The sequence below is a fragment of the Lelliottia sp. RD5 genome (genome assembly GCF_056032945.1).
Genome location: NZ_JBVYHQ010000004.1, coordinates 178,532 through 196,099, shown reverse-complemented (window position 1 = coordinate 196,099; position 17,568 = coordinate 178,532). Strand labels below are relative to the sequence as shown.

The following is a 17,568-nucleotide window of genomic DNA, read 5'->3' as shown; positions in this document are numbered from 1 at the left end:
CGGAGGCCACGAATGCGACCTCCGTTTGGTCAGAAAACAAGCTTGTGACGACCCGCTAAAGAGTGGGACAGCGTGGTGCCGTCCACCATTTCCAGCTCACCGCCGACCGGCACGCCGTGGGCGATTCGGCTGGCGCTCACGCCATACTGTGCGCACAACTCACCGATATAGTTCGCTGTCGCCTCGCCTTCCACCGTGGGGTTGGTGGCGAGAATCACCTCGGTGAGCGTCTCGGATTCAAGACGCTGTTCAAGACGATCCAGACCGATATCGTCCGGACCAATCCCATCCAGTGGAGACAGATGCCCCATCAGCACGAAATAACGGCCCGAAAACTGCCCGGTTTGCTCAATGGCGTAGATATCCGCTGGACTCTCCACCACGCAAATCTGACCGTTTTCCTGACGACGCGGATTGGTGCAGATATTGCACACATCCTGCTCGGTAAACGTACGGCAATCCGCACAGTGACCAATTTCTGACATGGCGCGGGTCAGTGCCTGCGCCAGGCGCATCCCACCGCTGCGGTCGCGCTGTAACAGCGTAAACGCCATGCGCTGTGCTGACTTTGGGCCGACGCCCGGTAAGCAGCGCAGCGCTTCCATTAACTGCGTGAGCAGCGGACTGGTTTGCATCAGAACGGCATCTTGAAGCCCGGCGGCAGTTGCATACCGCTGGAAACAGAAGCCATTTTCTCTTTCTGCGTTTCGTCGATACGGCGCGCAGCATCGTTAAATGCAGCAGCAACCAGATCTTCCAGCATATCTTTGTCGTCTTCGAGCAGGCTTGGATCGATCTCCACGCGGCGGCAGTTGTGCGCGCCGTTAATGGTGACTTTCACCAGACCAGCACCAGATTCACCCGTGACTTCCAGCTGGGCGATCTCTTCCTGTGCCTTCTGCATTTTTTCCTGCATCTGCTGAGCCTGCTTCATCAGGCCACCCAGACCGCCTTTTCCACCAAACATAGGCTTCTCTCTCTTTCACGTTTAACGATTAAAACCGTAAGTCAGACTCACGATCAAAGGGGGCGAATACTTTCTTCATCCAGGTCAGCGTCGAAGAAACGACGCAGAGTCTGGATGTTGTTATCCGCAATAATCGACTCGCGCGCCTGCGCAAGCTTCTCTTCATAAATGGCCTGTCGCCACTCCAGCGGCGTTCGCATCTCGGGATTATCATCTTCAATGATAGTCAATTCAACCGGCACACCGTGTAATGCGGCGAGCGCCTCCGTCAACACCTTTTGCGCTGACGGGGAATTGAGGTGCCGCTGACTCGGACGCAGGTGCAGGCGGATATGATTTCCGTCCTGCTCTTTCCAGGCATTCAGCGCAACCTGTTCCACCAGCTTCGGCAACGGCAATTTACTGACCTCCGCGGCCCAGGCATCACGCTCAAGCGACTCTTCGGCAAGCTTTGCTGACAGCTCTGGCGTCTTCTCATGCTCGAGCGCTTTTTTGAGCGCTTTCGGCGTGGCAACGTCGACTTTCACCTCTACTGCGGTGTTGGTCGATTTCCAGCGGTAAGCCTCTTTCTTCGCCGGGGCTTTGACTTCAGCTGCGCTGGATGCGGGGCGCGATTGCACACGCTCCGTTACCGAGGCGAGTCGTTCGAGTGCGGCGTTATTAACCGGCCGCGCTCTTCCTGGCGCTGCCGGTTCACTCTTTTTTGGCTTGGTTGCTCCCTGCGCGCGCTGTAGCTGATTGCGGGCGGCGAGCACCGAACTGGTGGCATCCGGCAGCGAAACGTCCTGCCGGGGTGGTGGCGCAGGATCGTGCGGCACCTGCGGTGGCGTCAACACGGCGGTTGGCGCGACCGGAGCAAAAGATTGTTGCGTCACTTCAGGCTCGGGCAACGGCTTGCGCGGATGAAACGCCAGCGCGCGCAAAAGCGTCATTTCAACGCCCATACGGCGGTCCGGCGCAAACGGCAGCTCTTTGCGACCGATCAGCAGCGTCTGATAGTAAAGCTGAACGTCGGTAGGCGGAACGATGCGCGCAAGTTCGCGCATCCGCTGTTCAATCGCGGCCATATCTGCGCCGATAGCGGCAGGCGAAAGCTGCAACATGGCCACGCGGTGCAGCAAAGCGAGCATTTCCACCAGCAGCGCTTCCCACTCCACGCCGCGAGACGCCGCGGCGTTGACCAGCGACATCACGCGTTCGCCGTTCGCCTCGATCACGGCTTCCACCAGCGACAGCGCCTGATCGTCGTCGAGCGTGCCGAGCATCGTGCTGACCGCGACCGTAGAAAGCTGGCCGTCACCGCTGGCAATGGCCTGATCGGTGAGGCTTAACGCATCACGCAGGCTACCGTCTGCGGCACGCGCCAGCAGTTGCAGCGCACGCGGTTCGTGGACGATTTTTTCTTCGTCAAGAATATGTTCGAGCTGCGCGCGGATCTGTTCGACGTCCAGCGCCTTCAGATGGAACTGCAGGCAGCGCGACAGAATCGTGACCGGCAGCTTTTGCGGATCGGTCGTCGCCAGCAGGAATTTGACATGCGATGGCGGCTCTTCCAGCGTTTTCAGCAGGGCGTTAAAGCTGTGGCGCGACAGCATGTGGACTTCATCGATCAGATAGACCTTGAAGCGGCCACGCGCCGGGGCGTACTGCACGTTATCCAGCAGATCGCGGGTGTCTTCGACTTTTGTGCGCGACGCGGCATCGATCTCAATCAGATCGACAAAACGCCCCTGCTCGATTTCACGACAGTTATCACACACGCCGCACGGTGTGGCGGTGATCCCGGTTTCGCAGTTGAGGCCTTTTGCCAGCAAACGGGCAATAGACGTTTTGCCGACGCCGCGCGTGCCGGAGAATAGATACGCGTGATGAATACGTCCTAGCGATAAACCGTTCGCCAGGGCGGTCAGCACATGTTCCTGGCCGACAACGTCAGCGAAGGTTTGGGGTCGCCATTTTCGGGCTAACACCTGATAACTCATGGGCAGGCTCTGCAACGCTGGAAGGTGGAATTCAGGGGGGTCATGCTAACACAACCTCACCCGTTGGGCGAGGTTGCGGGAGTCGGGATTAATGACCCGGGAAAGGAACGAGACTGTAGCTGGTGATGCCCTGTTTTTCCAGGCGCTGTTCGCCACCCAGATCGAACAGATTGATGATAAACGCTGCGTCGGTCACTTCACCGCCCAGACGGCGGATCAGTTTCACGGTTGCTTCAATCGTGCCGCCCGTTGCCAGCAGATCGTCGACAACCAGCACTTTATCGCCGGGTTTAATCGCATCAACATGGATTTCCAGCTGATCGGTGCCGTATTCCAGCTCATAACTTTCAGCAATGGTTTCACGTGGCAATTTACGCGGTTTACGTACCGGTACAAAGCCCACGCCCATCGCCAGCGCAACCGGTGCGCCAAACAGGAAGCCACGCGCTTCTGTTCCTACTACTTTGGTGATCCCGGCGTTTTTGTAACGCTCAACCAGCAGTTCAATGCTGAGAGCGTACGCTTTCGGGTCTTCCAGCAAGCTGGTGACATCACGGAAAAGAATGCCAGGCTTCGGATAATCCTGGATGCTTTTGATGCTGTTTTTCAGATATTCAAGCTGCTGCGCAGTTGCGGTCATAAATGTATGCCTGGTTAAAAACGGTGTTACCCACGGCGCGCATAAAAGTCCGGTCAACGTTACAATTGATTAACCTTTGACCAGGCGCACCTGTGCTCGAAAACGGTCGAATTTACTGGCTGCGCGGGATAATTGCAACAGCGATCGGCGCTCTTCAGTGCTTTTGTTGTTTTTCGTCAACCACGGGAATTCGCCACATAAAGAAAAGCAGGCAGGATAGAATCACCAGCAGCAGAATGCGTACCCACATCATTTTGACCAGCCACAATGAAATGGCAAAGGTAATGAGGATCACCGCAATGGCGCGAGGCTTTGCCCCAGGCGGCATCGCCCGGTATTGTTGCCAGTGGCGCAGATAGCCGCCAAACCACGAGCGATACAGAAGCCATTGGTGGAATCGCGGCGACGAGCGGGCAAAACACCAGGCCGCCAGCAGAATAAACGGCGTGGTCGGCAGGAGCGGTAAAACCACGCCCAACGTGCCAAGCACTACCGCAAGCCAGCCAATGATGATTAAAATAGTACGCTTCATAATGCGAATCGTTATCAAACTGAACGGCTACTTTACCACTGGAGAGCGGATTGAAAACAGCCTTGCTTTTGGAAACCCTGCAAAATCAGCTGATCGCCCTGCGCGCGCAGGCCTCACCGCTGATGCAGCACGCGACGCTGAAACCCCGCTTTGACAGGCAGTTATTCCGCACCCGCAGCACGCTGATGAAAGATTATCTTGATGAAGCGCAGGCTCACTTTGAGGAGTTGCAGCGTGCCGTTAAGCAGGCGCAACCTGAGCAGGTGGCGTGGCTTGCGGGGCATCTGACCGAGCAAATCACCGCCCTGCATCGCGAGATTACCGCATGGCCGCTGCGCGCCTGGGACAGCGCGTCGTCCGGCACAGGAAAATGGCAGCGCAAGCGTCTTGAGCATCAGGATTTTGAGCGCCGGCTGTTTGAGATGAAACGGGATCGAGAAAAGCAGCTAGAATCCGCCGAAACGCTGGACGATCAGCAGCGCTTAATGCGTGAAGTCAGCGCGCTGGAAGGCCGTATCACGCGTTGTCGTCAGGCGCTGGAAGAGATCGAACGCGTGATTGCACGTATGACCCGTTAATGGAGAGAAAAATGTCGCTGGAAAACGCACCTGATGAGGTCAAATTGGCCGTCGATTTGATTATGCTGCTGGAAAATCACGATCTTTCGCCCGAAACGGTGCTGAAAGCGCTGGACATTGTAACGCGGGATTTTGAAAGCAAGGTGAAGGCTGGAAGCCCTCACCCTACCCCTCTCCCACGGGGAGAGGGAATGTAATCAAATCCATTTGCCAGAATCAAGCCAGCGTTCAAGCAGGGAAAAATCAGGCCGGCGTTGGGTCGTCGCCCTTCATTTCGCGCTTCACTTCCGTATGCTCATCACCTTTCTCATTGCGCAGATGAACTTCAAGCTGGTTGAAAGCGATATTAATGCCATTTTCGCGGCACAGGCGGTCGATGGTGCGGTTAAGCTCATCCACCGCATAGCTGCGATCGCGCAGTTCACGCACATATAAACGCAGTTCGTGATCCAACGTGCTTGGGCCAAAGGTGGTGAAGAACACCGCCGGAGCCGGATCGTGCATCACTTTTGGATGCTCCATCGCCGCCTGCAGCAGAACCTCTTTCACTCTCTCAAGATCGGAACCGTACGCCACGCCGAGACGGATCACCACGCGCGTTATGGTGTCGGAAAGCGACCAGTTGATCAGACGCTCGGTCACAAACGCTTTGTTCGGGATGATCACCTCTTTGCGATCGAAATCGGTGATGGTGGTCGCACGAATGCGGATCTTGCTGACTGTACCGGAGAAGGTTCCGATGGTTACGGTGTCGCCGATACGCACCGGGCGCTCGAACAGGATAATCAGACCGGAAACGAAGTTACCGAAGATCTCCTGCAAGCCAAAACCGAGACCCACGGAGAGCGCGGCGGCCAGCCACTGAAGTTTATCCCACGAGACACCAAGCGACCCGAAGACGGTCATTGCTCCCGCGACCAGAATCACGTAGTTCAGAATGGTGGTGATGGCGTACGACGACCCCTGACGCATGTTCAGACGCGAGAGCACCAGCACTTCCAGCAAGCCCGGCAAGTTGCGGATCAGCGCCCACGCGACCATCGAAGAAACCAGCGCAAACAGCAGGCTACCCATGGTTACGCTTTTCATCACCGCCGCACCGGCTTCGGTGCCGTTGTATTGCCACAGAGTGATGCTGTCGAGATAGGCGAACACGGTGATCAAGTCTGACCAAATCGCCCAGAACACCACGCCAAACAGCGCCACCATCACCAGCATGGTGATACGCAACGTCTGCTGGTTAACCTGTTCGAGCGCAATGGTCGGCTCCTCCTGCGGCTCCGCCCCTTCCGCGCCCTCTTTCACCATGTTCTGACGACGCGCCAGCGCACGACGATAGGCGATACGGCGCGCCGCAACGCTCAGGCCACGCAGCACCGTCTGATGCAACAGGTTCCACAGGATCACCAGATAAACCGTTTCAATCCAGCGGCCTGAGAGGCGCAGCGTGGTATAGAAATAGCCCGTCGCGGTGAGCACCATCAGCGCCAGCGGAATGACCGCCAGCACGGTAACGGTGATCAGCCGCATATTGTGCGACTCTTTATCACGCCAGCTGTCGCGGCACATCGGCCACATCAGCACGGCAATCAGCAGCAGGTTGAGGAAAATGGCAAGCTGGCCAAGCACATCATCCATCAGATGCAGCGGGGAAAGCTCAGCCACGACAGACCAGAAATGCAGCGGCAGCAGCGCCAGGCTCACACGCACAATCTGGCGACGCCAATGGCTGGTGAGCTGCTCAGGCATATTGAAGTGACGCACTGCCACGCCATCTTTTTCCAGCACTTTCCAGCACAAGCCAAACACCAACCAGAACAGTGCCAGCTTTTTACTGAATGCCCACAGCAGATCGCTGATGTTGAGCTGCATGGTCAGCAGAATCAGGCCCACGGCCAGAATCACAAGGCAGATTGGCATCGCACGGATCAGATCGATAAGGATCGCTTTTGGCGTGTGGAGCTGGCTGTCATTACGCAGTTGCCCCACTTCGTCCGCCAGCTTCTCCTGATATTTTCTTAGCCAGCCGAGACGCCAGCGAATCAAGCCCGCGATCAATAACAACGGCAAACCCGCGAGGAAGGCAATCATCACCGCAGGCCAGGCTTTCTCCCAGTTCACGGTAATTTTCATGCTCTTGATCTGGGATTTCAGCGTTTCGGGGAAAGATTTAAACCAGTCCCAGTCCATCGGTTTATTGCTGTTCACCCAGAAAATTTGCTGTGTCAGAATTTCCTGCAGACTTTTCGATACGCTCACCAGCTGCTGCTGGTTGATTTGCAGGTTAATCGCCATCATCAGCTGATTACCCAGCTGTGTGTTGAGCTTGTCCAGCAGCTCACGGCGCATATCCACCACCTGCACCAGCGCGTCATGCACTTCGTCATTCACTTCGCTGGAGTGGCCCTCTTCCACTTTCGCGACAAAAGCGTCACTCTGGAAAAGCGCATCGCGCTGCTGGTTGACTTCGAACTGCTCAAGACGCAAATCGGCAATACGATTCGTCATGTCTTCCAGCTCATCGGCGGAAGGCAGCGTCTGCTGTTGCTGATAAAGAATGCGCGATAACAGCAGACTGCCCTTCAGGACCGCAATCTGTTCTTTGATATTGCGTTCGGCCTGCAGCGCGCGATCCAGCCAGTTTTTAACTTTAATATTTTGCTGAACCAGCGAGTTCCCGCTCTCCGTCGCCTGAATCAGGCGCTGGCTAAGCTGATGGTTAACATCAAGCTCTTGCTTCACCAAAGGATTCGTCTGGATGCGCGTGGTTTCGTCCGGGGAGACCGCTTCCTGCGCAGTTTTTTCAGTGATCGTCAGCCGTTTGCTGTTCAGCGCTTCCTGCAAGAGCTGTAGCTGGTGCTCCAGACGATTAATATTCGCAGTGACATAATCACGTTGTTTTTGCAGGGTATCCTGCAAAACGGTATTGCCTTCCAGACTTTTACGCTGCTGGTCAATTTGCGCATTGAGCAGCGTTTGCTGTGCCAGCAGCAGCGTTTGTTGAGTGGGACGCAGCGCGCCCTCTCCCAGCGTCGTCCCGTTCAGGCGGTTACGAATTTGCTGAAGCTGTTGCGAGGCGCTGTACATCGCGTTCTGCACGCGTTCCGGCTGCGTTTGCAGGGAGACCAGTTGGCTGTTGTACGTCGCGAGATCGCTCTGCCCGGTTTGTAGATCCTCGAGCAGTTGCGTCACTCGCGATTCAAGCTGGCGCAGCGAGAGTGTCGTGAGCGTTTTGCGGGTTTCATCGTCATTATCCACATCGCTCAATGCGCTAAGCGATGCGGTCGCCTGACGCATTTTCGCCGGCGCTTCGGCCACTTTCTGACGCAGTTGCGCGGTTTCCGTCTTCACGCGCTCGATTTTATCCAGCGTCTCCAGCGTTTCCGTCAGATCGGCGAGGACGAGTTTATCCTGCGGCGTGAGGTCTTTTTGTTTGTTGAGCGCGTCCACCTGCGACTGAACATCCGCACGCGCCGGGAGGTCGGTGCTATTTTCAGCACGCGCCCAGGCGGCAGGCGCTGCCATCAAGAAAATCAGCACGGAGAAAATTAAGGCAAAAACAGGGTTTTGCAAGCGAGAATAGTGCAACATAGTTATGAGTTTGCTGTGAGAAGATGACCAAAAATAGCCAGGTGCGAAGAATATCATGCGCACAAGTTGCAGAATAGCGAGAACGCCACGCTCCAGGAAAATTCCTGGGGGATTAAAGCTGAGGGTTGTGGGAACCGGCGCGAAGCGTTGGGCTGAACTGGCACATCTCGAGTAAAATCGCGACGTAACTGCGCGCTTCATTTTTTAGGTCAAACGACTGCGGAGAAAAAAGCCAATTTTCCATCAGACCAGAAATATAGGCACGCATCAGAATGGCCGTCCGGCGGGTCAGGAGATCGGCAGGCAACATTTTCGCCTGAATGCACTGGTTCAGGGTATACTCGATGCGGTCGTAGCTCTCCAGACACAGGCTTCTTTGTGCCTGTTGCACGCTTTCCATTTCACCGACAAACTCACATTTATGGAAGATGATTTCCATCATCAGGCGGCGTCGTTCTTCAATGACCGTCGCCTCAAGAACATATACCAGTATTTCTCTCAAAACTGAGAGTGGATCGTCGGGGAATTTTGCCCGATACTCAGTCTCAAGATCGGCAATACTAGATTCTGACAACTCCCAGATTTCGCTAAACAAGTCTGACTTATTTTTGAAATGCCAGTAAATCGCTCCCCGCGTGACACCCGCGGCCTGAGCAATCTGCGCCAGCGAGGTTGATGACACGCCCTGCTTTGAAAACAGACGCAACGCCACATCAAGAATGTGTTGCCGAGTTTCAAGCGCTTGTTGTTTGGTTTTTCGTGCCATACGTGAGTGAATTTACAGTAGTCAGATTTACATACATTTATGAATGTATGTAACATAGCACGACGATAATATAAACGCAGCAATGGGTTTGCGGACTTTTGATCCATTGATCAATTTGAAATCGGACACTCGAGGTTTACATATGAACAAAAACAGAGGGTTAACGCCTCTGGCGATCGTTCTGATGCTCTCAGGCGGCTTAGCGCTTACAGGATGTGATGAGAAACAGGCTCAACAAGGAGCGCAGCAGGCACCCGAAGTCGGTGTCGTGACGCTTAAAACCGAACCTCTGCAAATCACAACAGAATTACCAGGCCGTACAAGCGCTTACCGCGTTGCGGAAGTTCGTCCTCAGGTGAACGGGATTATCCTGAAACGTAACTTCATCGAGGGTGGTGATGTAAAAGCAGGTGAGTCTCTGTATCAGATTGATCCGGCAACCTATCAGGCTGCTTACGAAAGCGCAAAAGGCGATTTGGCAAAAGCAGAAGCTGCAGCCCGAATTTCTCAGGTCACGCTAAATCGTTATAAGAAACTGCTCGGTACGCAATACATCAGTCAACAAGACTATGACACTGCGCAGGCAGATTCCCAACAAGCTAACGCTGCGGTTGTTGCCGCAAAGGCCGCTGTCGAAACTGCCCGCATTAACCTGGCGTACACCAAAGTGACCTCTCCTATCAGTGGTCGTATTGGTAAATCCTCCGTCACTGAAGGCGCATTGGTTCAGAACGGTCAAGCGAACGCGCTGGCGACTGTCCAGCAGCTTGATCCGATCTATGTTGACGTCACGCAATCCAGCAACGATTTCCTGCGTCTGCAGAAAGAGCTGGCGAGTGGTGCACTGAAGCAAGAGAACGGCAAAGCCAAAGTGGAACTGGTGACCAATGATGGCAGCAAGTTCGCCCAGGAAGGGACGCTGGAATTCTCTGACGTGACCGTCGATCAGACCACAGGCTCCATCACCTTACGTGCCATTTTCCCGAACCCTGACCACACGCTGTTGCCAGGTATGTTCGTGCGTGCCCGTCTTGAAGAAGGGATTAACCCAACCGCACTTCTGGTACCGCAGCAGGGCGTAACGCGTACGCCACGTGGCGATGCCAGCGCGCTGGTTGTCGGTGCTGATGACAAAGTCGAAATGCGTCAAATCACTGCAACGCAGGCGATTGGCGACAAATGGCTGGTGACCGAAGGTTTGAAAGATGGCGATCGCGTAATTATTACTGGTTTGCAAAAAGTACGACCTGGTGCGCAAGTGAAGGCTCAGGAAGTCAAATCTGACGAGAAACAACAAGCCGCAGCCGGTGGCCAGTCAGAACAAACCAAGTCTTAACTTAAACAGGAGCCGTTAAGACATGCCTAATTTCTTTATCGATCGCCCCATATTCGCGTGGGTGATCGCCATCATTATCATGCTTGCAGGGGGACTGGCGATCCTGAAGCTGCCCGTCGCGCAATATCCAACGATTGCGCCGCCAGCAGTTTCAATCTCCGCCGTCTACCCTGGCGCTGATGCGAAAACGGTGCAGGACACCGTGACACAGGTTATCGAACAGAACATGAACGGTATCGATAACCTGATGTACATGTCCTCCAACAGTGACTCCACCGGTACGGTTCAAATCACCCTGACCTTCGAGTCTGGTACCGATGCGGATATCGCGCAGGTTCAGGTGCAGAACAAACTGCAGCTGGCCATGCCGTTACTGCCGCAAGAAGTCCAGCAGCAGGGCGTGAGTGTCGAGAAATCGTCCAGTAGCTTCCTGATGGTTGTCGGCGTGATCAACACCAATGGCACGATGACGCAGGAGGATATTTCCGACTACGTGGGTGCCAACATGAAGGACGCGATCAGCCGTACTTCCGGTGTCGGTGACGTGCAGCTGTTTGGTTCCCAATACGCGATGCGTATCTGGATGGATCCGAACAAACTGAACAACTTCCAGCTTACGCCGGTCGACGTGATTGCCGCCATTAAAGCGCAGAACGCCCAGGTTGCAGCCGGTCAGTTAGGCGGTACACCGCCGGTGAAAGGCCAGCAGCTTAACGCCTCCATCATCGCGCAAACCCGTTTAACCTCCGCGGATGAGTTCAGTAAAATTCTGCTGAAAGTGAATCAGGACGGTTCACAGGTTCGCCTGCGCGATGTGGCGAAGGTAGAACTGGGTGGTGAGAACTACGACGTTATTGCGAAATTTAATGGTCAGCCGGCATCCGGTCTGGGTATTAAGCTGGCAACCGGCGCAAACGCCCTGGATACCGCCACCGCGATTCGTGCTGAACTGAAGAAAATGGAACCGTTCTTCCCATCAGGCCTGAAAATCGTTTACCCGTATGATACGACCCCGTTCGTGAAAATCTCCATTCACGAAGTGGTAAAAACGCTGGTTGAAGCGATCATTCTGGTATTCCTGGTCATGTATTTGTTCCTGCAAAACTTCCGCGCGACGTTGATTCCAACCATCGCCGTACCGGTTGTTCTGTTAGGCACCTTTGCCATCCTGTCGATCTTCGGATATTCGATAAACACCCTCACAATGTTCGGGATGGTGTTGGCGATAGGCTTGCTCGTCGATGACGCCATCGTGGTGGTCGAAAACGTCGAGCGTGTGATGGCCGAAGAGGGACTTCCGCCAAAAGAAGCCACCCGTAAATCCATGGGCCAGATCCAGGGCGCACTGGTGGGTATCGCGATGGTACTGTCAGCAGTATTTATCCCGATGGCCTTCTTTGGTGGCTCGACCGGTGCGATTTACCGTCAGTTCTCCATCACCATCGTTTCTGCGATGGCGCTGTCGGTACTGGTAGCATTGATTCTGACGCCAGCGCTTTGTGCAACCATGCTAAAACCTATCGCCAAAGGCGATCACGGTGAGAACAAGAAAGGGTTCTTCGGCTGGTTCAACCGCATGTTCGATAAGAGCACGAATCACTACACCGACAGTATCGGCGGGATTCTGCGCAGCACCGGTCGTTATTTGCTGCTCTACATCATCATCGTCGTGGGTATGGCGTTCCTGTTCGTTCGTCTGCCAAGCTCCTTCTTGCCGGATGAAGATCAGGGCGTATTCCTGACGATGGCGCAGCTTCCTGCGGGTGCATCGCAAGAGCGTACGCAGAAAGTGCTGGATGAAGTGACCGATTACTACCTGACCAAAGAAAAAGCGAACGTTGAATCGGTGTTTGCGGTTAACGGCTTTGGCTTTGCGGGTCGTGGTCAAAACACCGGTATTGCGTTCGTCTCGTTGAAAGACTGGTCTGAACGTTCGGGCGATGAAAACAAAGTTGAAGCGATTACTGGCCGTGCAATGGGCACGTTCTCACAGATTAAAGATGCGATGGTGTTCGCCTTTAACCTGCCTGCGATCGTGGAACTGGGTACCGCAACGGGCTTTGACTTCCAGCTCGTCGATCAGGGCGGTCTGGGTCACGAAAAACTGACTCAGGCACGTAACCAACTGCTCGGGGAAGTGGCGAAACACCCTGACCTGTTGGCCGGTGTGCGTCCCAACGGCCTTGAAGATACACCGCAGTACAAGATCGACATCGATCAGGAAAAAGCACAGGCGCTGGGCGTATCTATCAGTGACATCAATACCACACTGGGCGCAGCCTGGGGCGGTAGCTATGTGAACGACTTCATCGACCGTGGTCGTGTGAAGAAAGTCTACATCATGTCTGAAGCGCAGTACCGTATGTTGCCGAACGATATCAACAACTGGTACGTGCGCGGTAGCGATGGTCAGATGGTGCCGTTCTCCGCTTTCTCAACCTCGCATTGGGAATACGGTTCGCCGCGTCTGGAACGTTACAACGGCTTGCCATCGATGGAAATCTTGGGCCAGGCCACGCCAGGTAAAAGTACAGGTGAAGCGATGAACCTGATGGAAGAACTCGCCAGCAAGCTGCCTTCGGGTATCGGCTACGACTGGACGGGAATGTCTTATCAGGAACGTCTGTCGGGCAACCAGGCCCCTGCCCTGTACGCCATTTCACTGATTGTGGTGTTCCTGTGTCTGGCAGCATTGTACGAGAGCTGGTCGATTCCGTTCTCCGTTATGCTGGTTGTTCCGCTGGGGGTTATCGGTGCGCTGCTGGCCGCGACGTTCCGTGGACTGACAAACGACGTTTACTTCCAGGTGGGCCTCCTCACAACCATTGGCTTGTCGGCGAAGAACGCGATACTTATCGTGGAATTCGCCAAAGATCTGATGGATAAAGAGGGTAAAGGTCTGATTGAAGCGACGCTGGAAGCGGTACGTATGCGTCTGCGCCCAATCCTGATGACATCGCTGGCGTTTATCCTTGGGGTAATGCCGCTGGTTATCAGCACCGGTGCAGGCTCTGGCGCACAGAACGCCGTAGGTACAGGTGTAATGGGCGGTATGATTACCGCGACCGTACTGGCTATCTTCTTCGTTCCTGTGTTCTTTGTGGTGGTTCGCCGCCGCTTCAGCCGCAAGAATGAAGACGTTGAACACAGCCACTCAGTAGAACACCACTGATACCGGTTTCACCTGATAAAAAGGCCGCAATAGCGGCCTTTTTCTTTTCCTTAAAATCATAAATTACGCTTATTGTCAGTTCATTTATTTTCTGCCAACGTAATAAGGCATATCCTATTTAATAGCGAAATTAAGCCATACACTCTGAGTAATTTAATTGGATCCCATTTCAGGATTATTAAGATTATTCCTGGTGGATTAAGTAAGGTCGATGTGTACAGATCCAGACTTCATACGCAATACGCAAGGGCTGGGTAACGTGATGAATCTTAAGATAGCATTAAAAATGCCAATGCCGATTAAGGAAGTATTTACCCTGCTAACCGTAAGCATTCATTTAACTTTCTCAATTACGAGGTTAATTGTAATTTTTCGTAATAGCGCGATGAAATTTTGATCCGAGTAGATTATAGTTAAAGACATTAGGAGAACTGTACCCGTAAAGGCTACGCTAGTTGTATCCATCCCGACGTTGATGCTCGGTGAGTAAAGAATCACTCAAAAGGGGATGCGCTATGGACGAGTACTCGCCAAAAAGGCATGATATCGCGCAGTTGAAATTTCTCTGCGAATCCTTGTACCATGACTGCCTCGCCAATCTTGATGAAAGCAACCATGGCTGGGTTAATGATCCGACCTCTGCAATCAACTTACAGCTTAATGAGCTGATAGAGCATATCGCAACCTTCGCACTTAATTATAAAATTAAGTACAATGAAGATAATAAGCTGATTGAGCAAATTGATGAATATCTGGACGACACCTTTATGTTGTTCAGTAGTTATGGCATTAACACGCAAGACTTGCAAAAATGGCGTAAATCAGGAAATCGGCTATTCCGTTGTTTCAACAACGTCAGCAGAGCTAATCCGGTAAGTCATTCCTGTTAAAATTATTACAAATACTAAGGTGAATTTATGTCTGATAAACCATTAACCAAGACAGATTATTTGATGCGTTTGCGTCGCTGTCAGTCACTCGACACGCTTGAGCGTGTTATTGAAAAAAATAAATATGAGCTGCCCGATCATGAACTGGCTGTATTTTATTCAGCCGCAGATCATCGTCTTGCCGAGCTAACCATGAATAAACTGTATGACAAAATCCCGGTGTCTGTATGGAAATTTGTCCGTTAATTTCAGGCTTGTTTTAGAGGCACTACCGTTATCTTCTTACGCTGAATTCACCTTTCGATTTACGATCCCTGCGTGAAAGGCAGGTCCACCGTTTCAAACGTGCGCGTCGGCATTTATGCTGTGACTTTGATCACATCAACTTATCGGGAACGTTCCCTTTCTGGATGAGGTTATTTACGCTGATACCGAGCGTATCATTCCAGTGAGGCATTCCATGAGTGAAGAAAAACAAAAAATGATCGCCGGAGAGCTTTACCGCCCTTCGGACGAGACCCTACGGGCAGAGCGCCTTCAGGCGCGTCATCTGATTCACCGCTACAATCACACTGAACCTGATGCGAAATCTGAGCGTCAGGCTTTGCTAAACGATTTATTAGGGCAAAGTGAAGGCGCGTATATCGAGCCGACCTTTCGGTGCGATTACGGCTACAACATTTATCTCGGCAAAGGGTTTTACGCGAACTTTGATTGCGTGATGCTGGATGTGTGCCCCATTATCATCGGTGACAATTGTATGCTGGCGCCTGGCGTACATATTTACACCGCCACGCATCCACTGGACGCAACCGAACGCAACAGCGGCCTGGAATTAGGTAAACCCGTCACCATCGGCCATAATGTCTGGATTGGTGGACGAGCGGTGATCAACCCTGGCGTTACCATTGGTGATAATGTGGTGGTGGCCTCTGGCGCCGTTGTCACAAAAGACGTGCCTGCTAACGTGGTCGTGGGCGGCAACCCTGCCAAAATCATCAAAACACTGTAAAACTGAAAATGAGTAACTGTTATGCTTTTTCCCCGCATAACTGTTACTTTTTTCCGCTAAACCACTCCCCTAAAATGGGCAGATCCCCTGTATTTTGCAAAATTCATGAAGGTTATAAATGACAGAGATACAGCGCCTGCTTACTGAAACCATCGACGATCTCAATGCCCGCGAGAAACGCGATAATCGCCCGCGCTTTAGCATCAGCTTTATCCGTAAACATACTGGCCTGTTTTTGGCGATGTATGCTGCCCTCCTCGCAACACTCATCGTTATGCTATTGTCAGAAACGCTCATCGACTCGGTGTGGTTACTGATTGTTTTATTCGTCGTCTTTAACGCCTTCTTCTTCTTTGACGTTAATCCGCGCTATCGCTATGAAGATATCGACGTGCTCGATTTCCGCGTTTGCTATAACGGCGAGTGGTACAACACCCGCTATGTGCCGTCGGAGCTGATCAACCGCATTTTGCATTCGCCAAATGTGGAAGAAGAGCAAAAGTCCAAATTGCAGAAAATGATCTCCACGAAAGGCGAACTCTCTTTCTACGACGTCTTCACCCTTTCTCGCCCCGAGACTGCATAATTAACGTCTGCAAGCGCCTGATGCCAGGCGCAAACTGAGACGCAGGGGTATTTCCATACCCCAAAACCAAACCGGTTTGCCCCTGCAGCTCGTCAAGGTAATACCCGCTCAGCGCAGCGGGTGCCATATGATAATGACTTGCCTGACGTGCTACGGCTTTATCATCAATATCGTCAATAGCGACAGTCAAATGCATGCCCCCTTCCCCGGCTAAAACCCGATGCGGAACGTGGAGTTCAGCGTGAAGCGCATCGCGTAGCTGTTTATAACGCTTGCGGTACAAACGCCGCATCGCAGCAAGATGTCGGGCGTAATGTCCCTCTTCGATAAACAACGCCAGCGTGCGCTGCTCTGCGCGATGCCCGCCGCGTAGCAACGAGCCAAGCGCGGGCTGCGCGGCGTTCGCTAATGCCTTTGGCATCACCATAAAACCGGTGCGCAGCGAGGGAAACAGTGTTTTACTAAATGTCCCTAAATAGACCACGGGCGCATTTTTCTGCATGCCCATCATCGCTGGAACGGGTTCCCCGCTATAGCGAAATTCACTGTCGTAATCATCTTCAATAATCCAGGCATTATGCTGGCGCGCAAATTCAAGCAGCGCGAATCGTCGATGGATGCTTAGCACACTCCCGTACGGAAACTGGTGGGATGGCGAGGTGAATATCAGTGTGGGTGAGTGCTCACCTTTTGTTTCCAGCCGCATGCCTTCTTCGTCAACAGGCATGCCGACCATCGTCAGGCCCGATTTCGCAAACGCACTTTTGGCACCGGCGTAACCCGGATCTTCTATCCAGGCAATATCCCCCGTCTCGCTGAGAAGTTGAGTGCACAGGTTCACCCCTTCAAGTGCGCCTTCGGTAATCACAATCTGGCTGGCATCGCAATCAATCCCACGCGAAAGCGCCAGATGACGGGCAATCGCGCTACGCAGCGACACTTCGCCCGCCGGATCGCCATACCCTAACAACGCGCTGCCTTCTTCTCGTAAAACGCGATCGTACAAACGTCGCCACAGCGGTAAGGGAAAATAGTGGATCGCGGGCGTGCCGGGTGTGAATGCCGGGACAGGCATGGCGCGAGATGTCGGAGCGGGGAGCCGTGCTACGCGCTGCGCAAGCGTGATATCCAGAATCTGAGCGGACTGTACGTTATCGCGATGCCCGACCTGAGCCACGCGAGTTCCTTGCCGATTACGGTGTAAAAAGCCTTCAAGCGTGAGCTGCTCCAGCGCGGCATTCACCGTGTTACGCGAAATCCCCGCCTGTTCAGCGATGATGCGGGATCCCGGTAAACGACTCTCCGCCAGCAGCCTGCCGTTTAATATGGCTTCCCGCAAGCCGCGATACAACGATCGCTGAAGCGTTTCTGCACCGCGACGTTGCAGCACGTCATTGATTAATGCGTAAAAATCGTCACCTGAAATATTCATTGCCGCCTCCGTGGTACCACATGATTATAACCATGTGGATCTTCTTGTGGGGCCACAAATTTCCTAATCTGGAATTCACATCAG

16 protein-coding genes and 1 other annotated feature are annotated in these 17,568 nt (G+C 53.4%); of the genes, 8 read left to right on the top strand and 8 right to left on the bottom strand.

Going from position 1 to position 17,568, the window contains the following annotated elements; all coding sequences use genetic code 11:
* Positions 1-29: 29 nt before the first annotated feature.
* From recR to AC0LWE_RS15045, 5 genes are all read right to left on the bottom strand, one after another.
* A complete protein-coding gene (gene recR / locus AC0LWE_RS15065) occupies positions 30-635 on the bottom strand; it encodes a recombination mediator RecR (protein ID WP_059177937.1) in 606 nt (201 codons plus the stop codon).
* Positions 635-967: a YbaB/EbfC family nucleoid-associated protein gene (locus AC0LWE_RS15060; RefSeq protein WP_012016355.1), complete on the bottom strand. Its 333-nt coding sequence runs from the start codon at positions 965-967 to the stop codon at positions 635-637. The genes recR and AC0LWE_RS15060 overlap by 1 nt, the downstream gene beginning before the upstream one ends.
* 53 nt (positions 968-1,020) lie before the next feature.
* Positions 1,021-2,949 carry a DNA polymerase III subunit gamma/tau gene (gene dnaX / locus AC0LWE_RS15055; RefSeq protein WP_239608022.1) on the bottom strand — a complete coding sequence of 643 codons (1,929 nt, stop codon included), beginning with the start codon at positions 2,947-2,949 and terminating at the stop codon, positions 1,021-1,023.
* Positions 1,627-1,691, bottom strand: a sequence feature (DnaX frameshifting element). (Overlaps the previous gene by 65 nt.)
* An 88-nt stretch (positions 2,950-3,037) precedes the next feature.
* Entirely contained in the window at positions 3,038-3,589 is a 552-nt protein-coding gene (apt, locus tag AC0LWE_RS15050; RefSeq protein ID WP_000127359.1) for an adenine phosphoribosyltransferase, read from the bottom strand.
* 154 nt (positions 3,590-3,743) lie between these two features.
* Positions 3,744-4,121 carry a DUF454 family protein gene (locus AC0LWE_RS15045; protein ID WP_059177935.1) on the bottom strand — a complete coding sequence of 126 codons (378 nt, stop codon included), beginning with the start codon at positions 4,119-4,121 and terminating at the stop codon, positions 3,744-3,746.
* Between the two features lie 50 nt (positions 4,122-4,171).
* Between AC0LWE_RS15045 and priC the strand changes: the two genes are divergently transcribed.
* A complete protein-coding gene (priC, locus tag AC0LWE_RS15040; protein WP_131486747.1) occupies positions 4,172-4,699 on the top strand; it encodes a primosomal replication protein N'' in 528 nt (175 codons plus the stop codon).
* An 11-nt stretch (positions 4,700-4,710) separates the two neighbouring features.
* Positions 4,711-4,896, top strand: a complete 186-nt coding sequence (gene rsmS, locus AC0LWE_RS15035; RefSeq protein WP_059177933.1) for a pleiotropic regulatory protein RsmS — start codon at positions 4,711-4,713, stop codon at positions 4,894-4,896.
* Between the two features lie 46 nt (positions 4,897-4,942).
* Here the strand turns inward: rsmS and mscK are convergent, their stop codons facing one another.
* Complete coding sequence (gene mscK / locus AC0LWE_RS15030) at positions 4,943-8,290, bottom strand: mechanosensitive channel MscK (protein WP_219346947.1); 3,348 nt, start codon at positions 8,288-8,290, stop codon at positions 4,943-4,945.
* A gap of 112 nt (positions 8,291-8,402) precedes the next feature.
* On the bottom strand, positions 8,403-9,056 hold the full coding sequence (acrR, locus tag AC0LWE_RS15025; RefSeq protein ID WP_131486745.1) for a multidrug efflux transporter transcriptional repressor AcrR: 654 nt from the start codon (positions 9,054-9,056) through the stop codon (positions 8,403-8,405).
* 142 nt (positions 9,057-9,198) lie between these two features.
* Between acrR and acrA the strand changes: the two genes are divergently transcribed.
* From acrA to AC0LWE_RS14995, 6 genes are all read left to right on the top strand, one after another.
* Positions 9,199-10,392 (top strand): multidrug efflux RND transporter periplasmic adaptor subunit AcrA, encoded by a 1,194-nt coding sequence (gene acrA, locus AC0LWE_RS15020; RefSeq protein WP_174342403.1) that lies wholly within the window; start codon positions 9,199-9,201, stop codon positions 10,390-10,392.
* 22 nt (positions 10,393-10,414) lie between these two features.
* A complete protein-coding gene (acrB, locus tag AC0LWE_RS15015; RefSeq protein WP_059177929.1) occupies positions 10,415-13,564 on the top strand; it encodes a multidrug efflux RND transporter permease subunit AcrB in 3,150 nt (1,049 codons plus the stop codon).
* A gap of 515 nt (positions 13,565-14,079) precedes the next feature.
* Positions 14,080-14,454: an Hha toxicity modulator TomB gene (tomB, locus tag AC0LWE_RS15010; RefSeq protein WP_059177928.1), complete on the top strand. Its 375-nt coding sequence runs from the start codon at positions 14,080-14,082 to the stop codon at positions 14,452-14,454.
* A 27-nt stretch (positions 14,455-14,481) separates the two neighbouring features.
* Entirely contained in the window at positions 14,482-14,700 is a 219-nt protein-coding gene (locus tag AC0LWE_RS15005) for an HHA domain-containing protein (protein ID WP_012016344.1), read from the top strand.
* A gap of 214 nt (positions 14,701-14,914) precedes the next feature.
* Positions 14,915-15,466 (top strand): maltose O-acetyltransferase, encoded by a 552-nt coding sequence (gene maa, locus AC0LWE_RS15000; RefSeq protein ID WP_059177927.1) that lies wholly within the window; start codon positions 14,915-14,917, stop codon positions 15,464-15,466.
* Between the two features lie 118 nt (positions 15,467-15,584).
* Complete coding sequence (locus AC0LWE_RS14995) at positions 15,585-16,052, top strand: YlaC family protein (protein WP_059177926.1); 468 nt, start codon at positions 15,585-15,587, stop codon at positions 16,050-16,052.
* Here the strand turns inward: AC0LWE_RS14995 and pdxR are convergent.
* The gene (gene pdxR, locus AC0LWE_RS14990) at positions 16,024-17,484 is read right to left on the bottom strand and encodes a MocR-like pyridoxine biosynthesis transcription factor PdxR (RefSeq protein WP_219346948.1); all 1,461 of its coding nucleotides are present in this window, start codon (positions 17,482-17,484) and stop codon (positions 16,024-16,026) included. The two genes, AC0LWE_RS14995 and pdxR, sit on opposite strands and share 29 nt — an antisense overlap.
* Positions 17,485-17,568 lie beyond the last annotated feature (84 nt).

Coding starts and splice junctions, on each gene's coding strand:
- recR (WP_059177937.1), bottom strand. CDS start 635: ATGCAAACCAGTCCGCTGCTCACGCAGTTAATGGAAGCGCTGCGCTGC.
- AC0LWE_RS15060 (WP_012016355.1), bottom strand. CDS start 967: ATGTTTGGTGGAAAAGGCGGTCTGGGTGGCCTGATGAAGCAGGCTCAG.
- dnaX (WP_239608022.1), bottom strand. CDS start 2,949: ATGAGTTATCAGGTGTTAGCCCGAAAATGGCGACCCCAAACCTTCGCT.
- apt (WP_000127359.1), bottom strand. CDS start 3,589: ATGACCGCAACTGCGCAGCAGCTTGAATATCTGAAAAACAGCATCAAA.
- AC0LWE_RS15045 (WP_059177935.1), bottom strand. CDS start 4,121: ATGAAGCGTACTATTTTAATCATCATTGGCTGGCTTGCGGTAGTGCTT.
- rsmS (WP_059177933.1), top strand. CDS start 4,711: ATGTCGCTGGAAAACGCACCTGATGAGGTCAAATTGGCCGTCGATTTG.
- mscK (WP_219346947.1), bottom strand. CDS start 8,290: ATGTTGCACTATTCTCGCTTGCAAAACCCTGTTTTTGCCTTAATTTTC.
- acrR (WP_131486745.1), bottom strand. CDS start 9,056: ATGGCACGAAAAACCAAACAACAAGCGCTTGAAACTCGGCAACACATT.
- acrA (WP_174342403.1), top strand. CDS start 9,199: ATGAACAAAAACAGAGGGTTAACGCCTCTGGCGATCGTTCTGATGCTC.
- acrB (WP_059177929.1), top strand. CDS start 10,415: ATGCCTAATTTCTTTATCGATCGCCCCATATTCGCGTGGGTGATCGCC.
- tomB (WP_059177928.1), top strand. CDS start 14,080: ATGGACGAGTACTCGCCAAAAAGGCATGATATCGCGCAGTTGAAATTT.
- AC0LWE_RS15005 (WP_012016344.1), top strand. CDS start 14,482: ATGTCTGATAAACCATTAACCAAGACAGATTATTTGATGCGTTTGCGT.
- maa (WP_059177927.1), top strand. CDS start 14,915: ATGAGTGAAGAAAAACAAAAAATGATCGCCGGAGAGCTTTACCGCCCT.
- AC0LWE_RS14995 (WP_059177926.1), top strand. CDS start 15,585: ATGACAGAGATACAGCGCCTGCTTACTGAAACCATCGACGATCTCAAT.
- pdxR (WP_219346948.1), bottom strand. CDS start 17,484: ATGAATATTTCAGGTGACGATTTTTACGCATTAATCAATGACGTGCTG.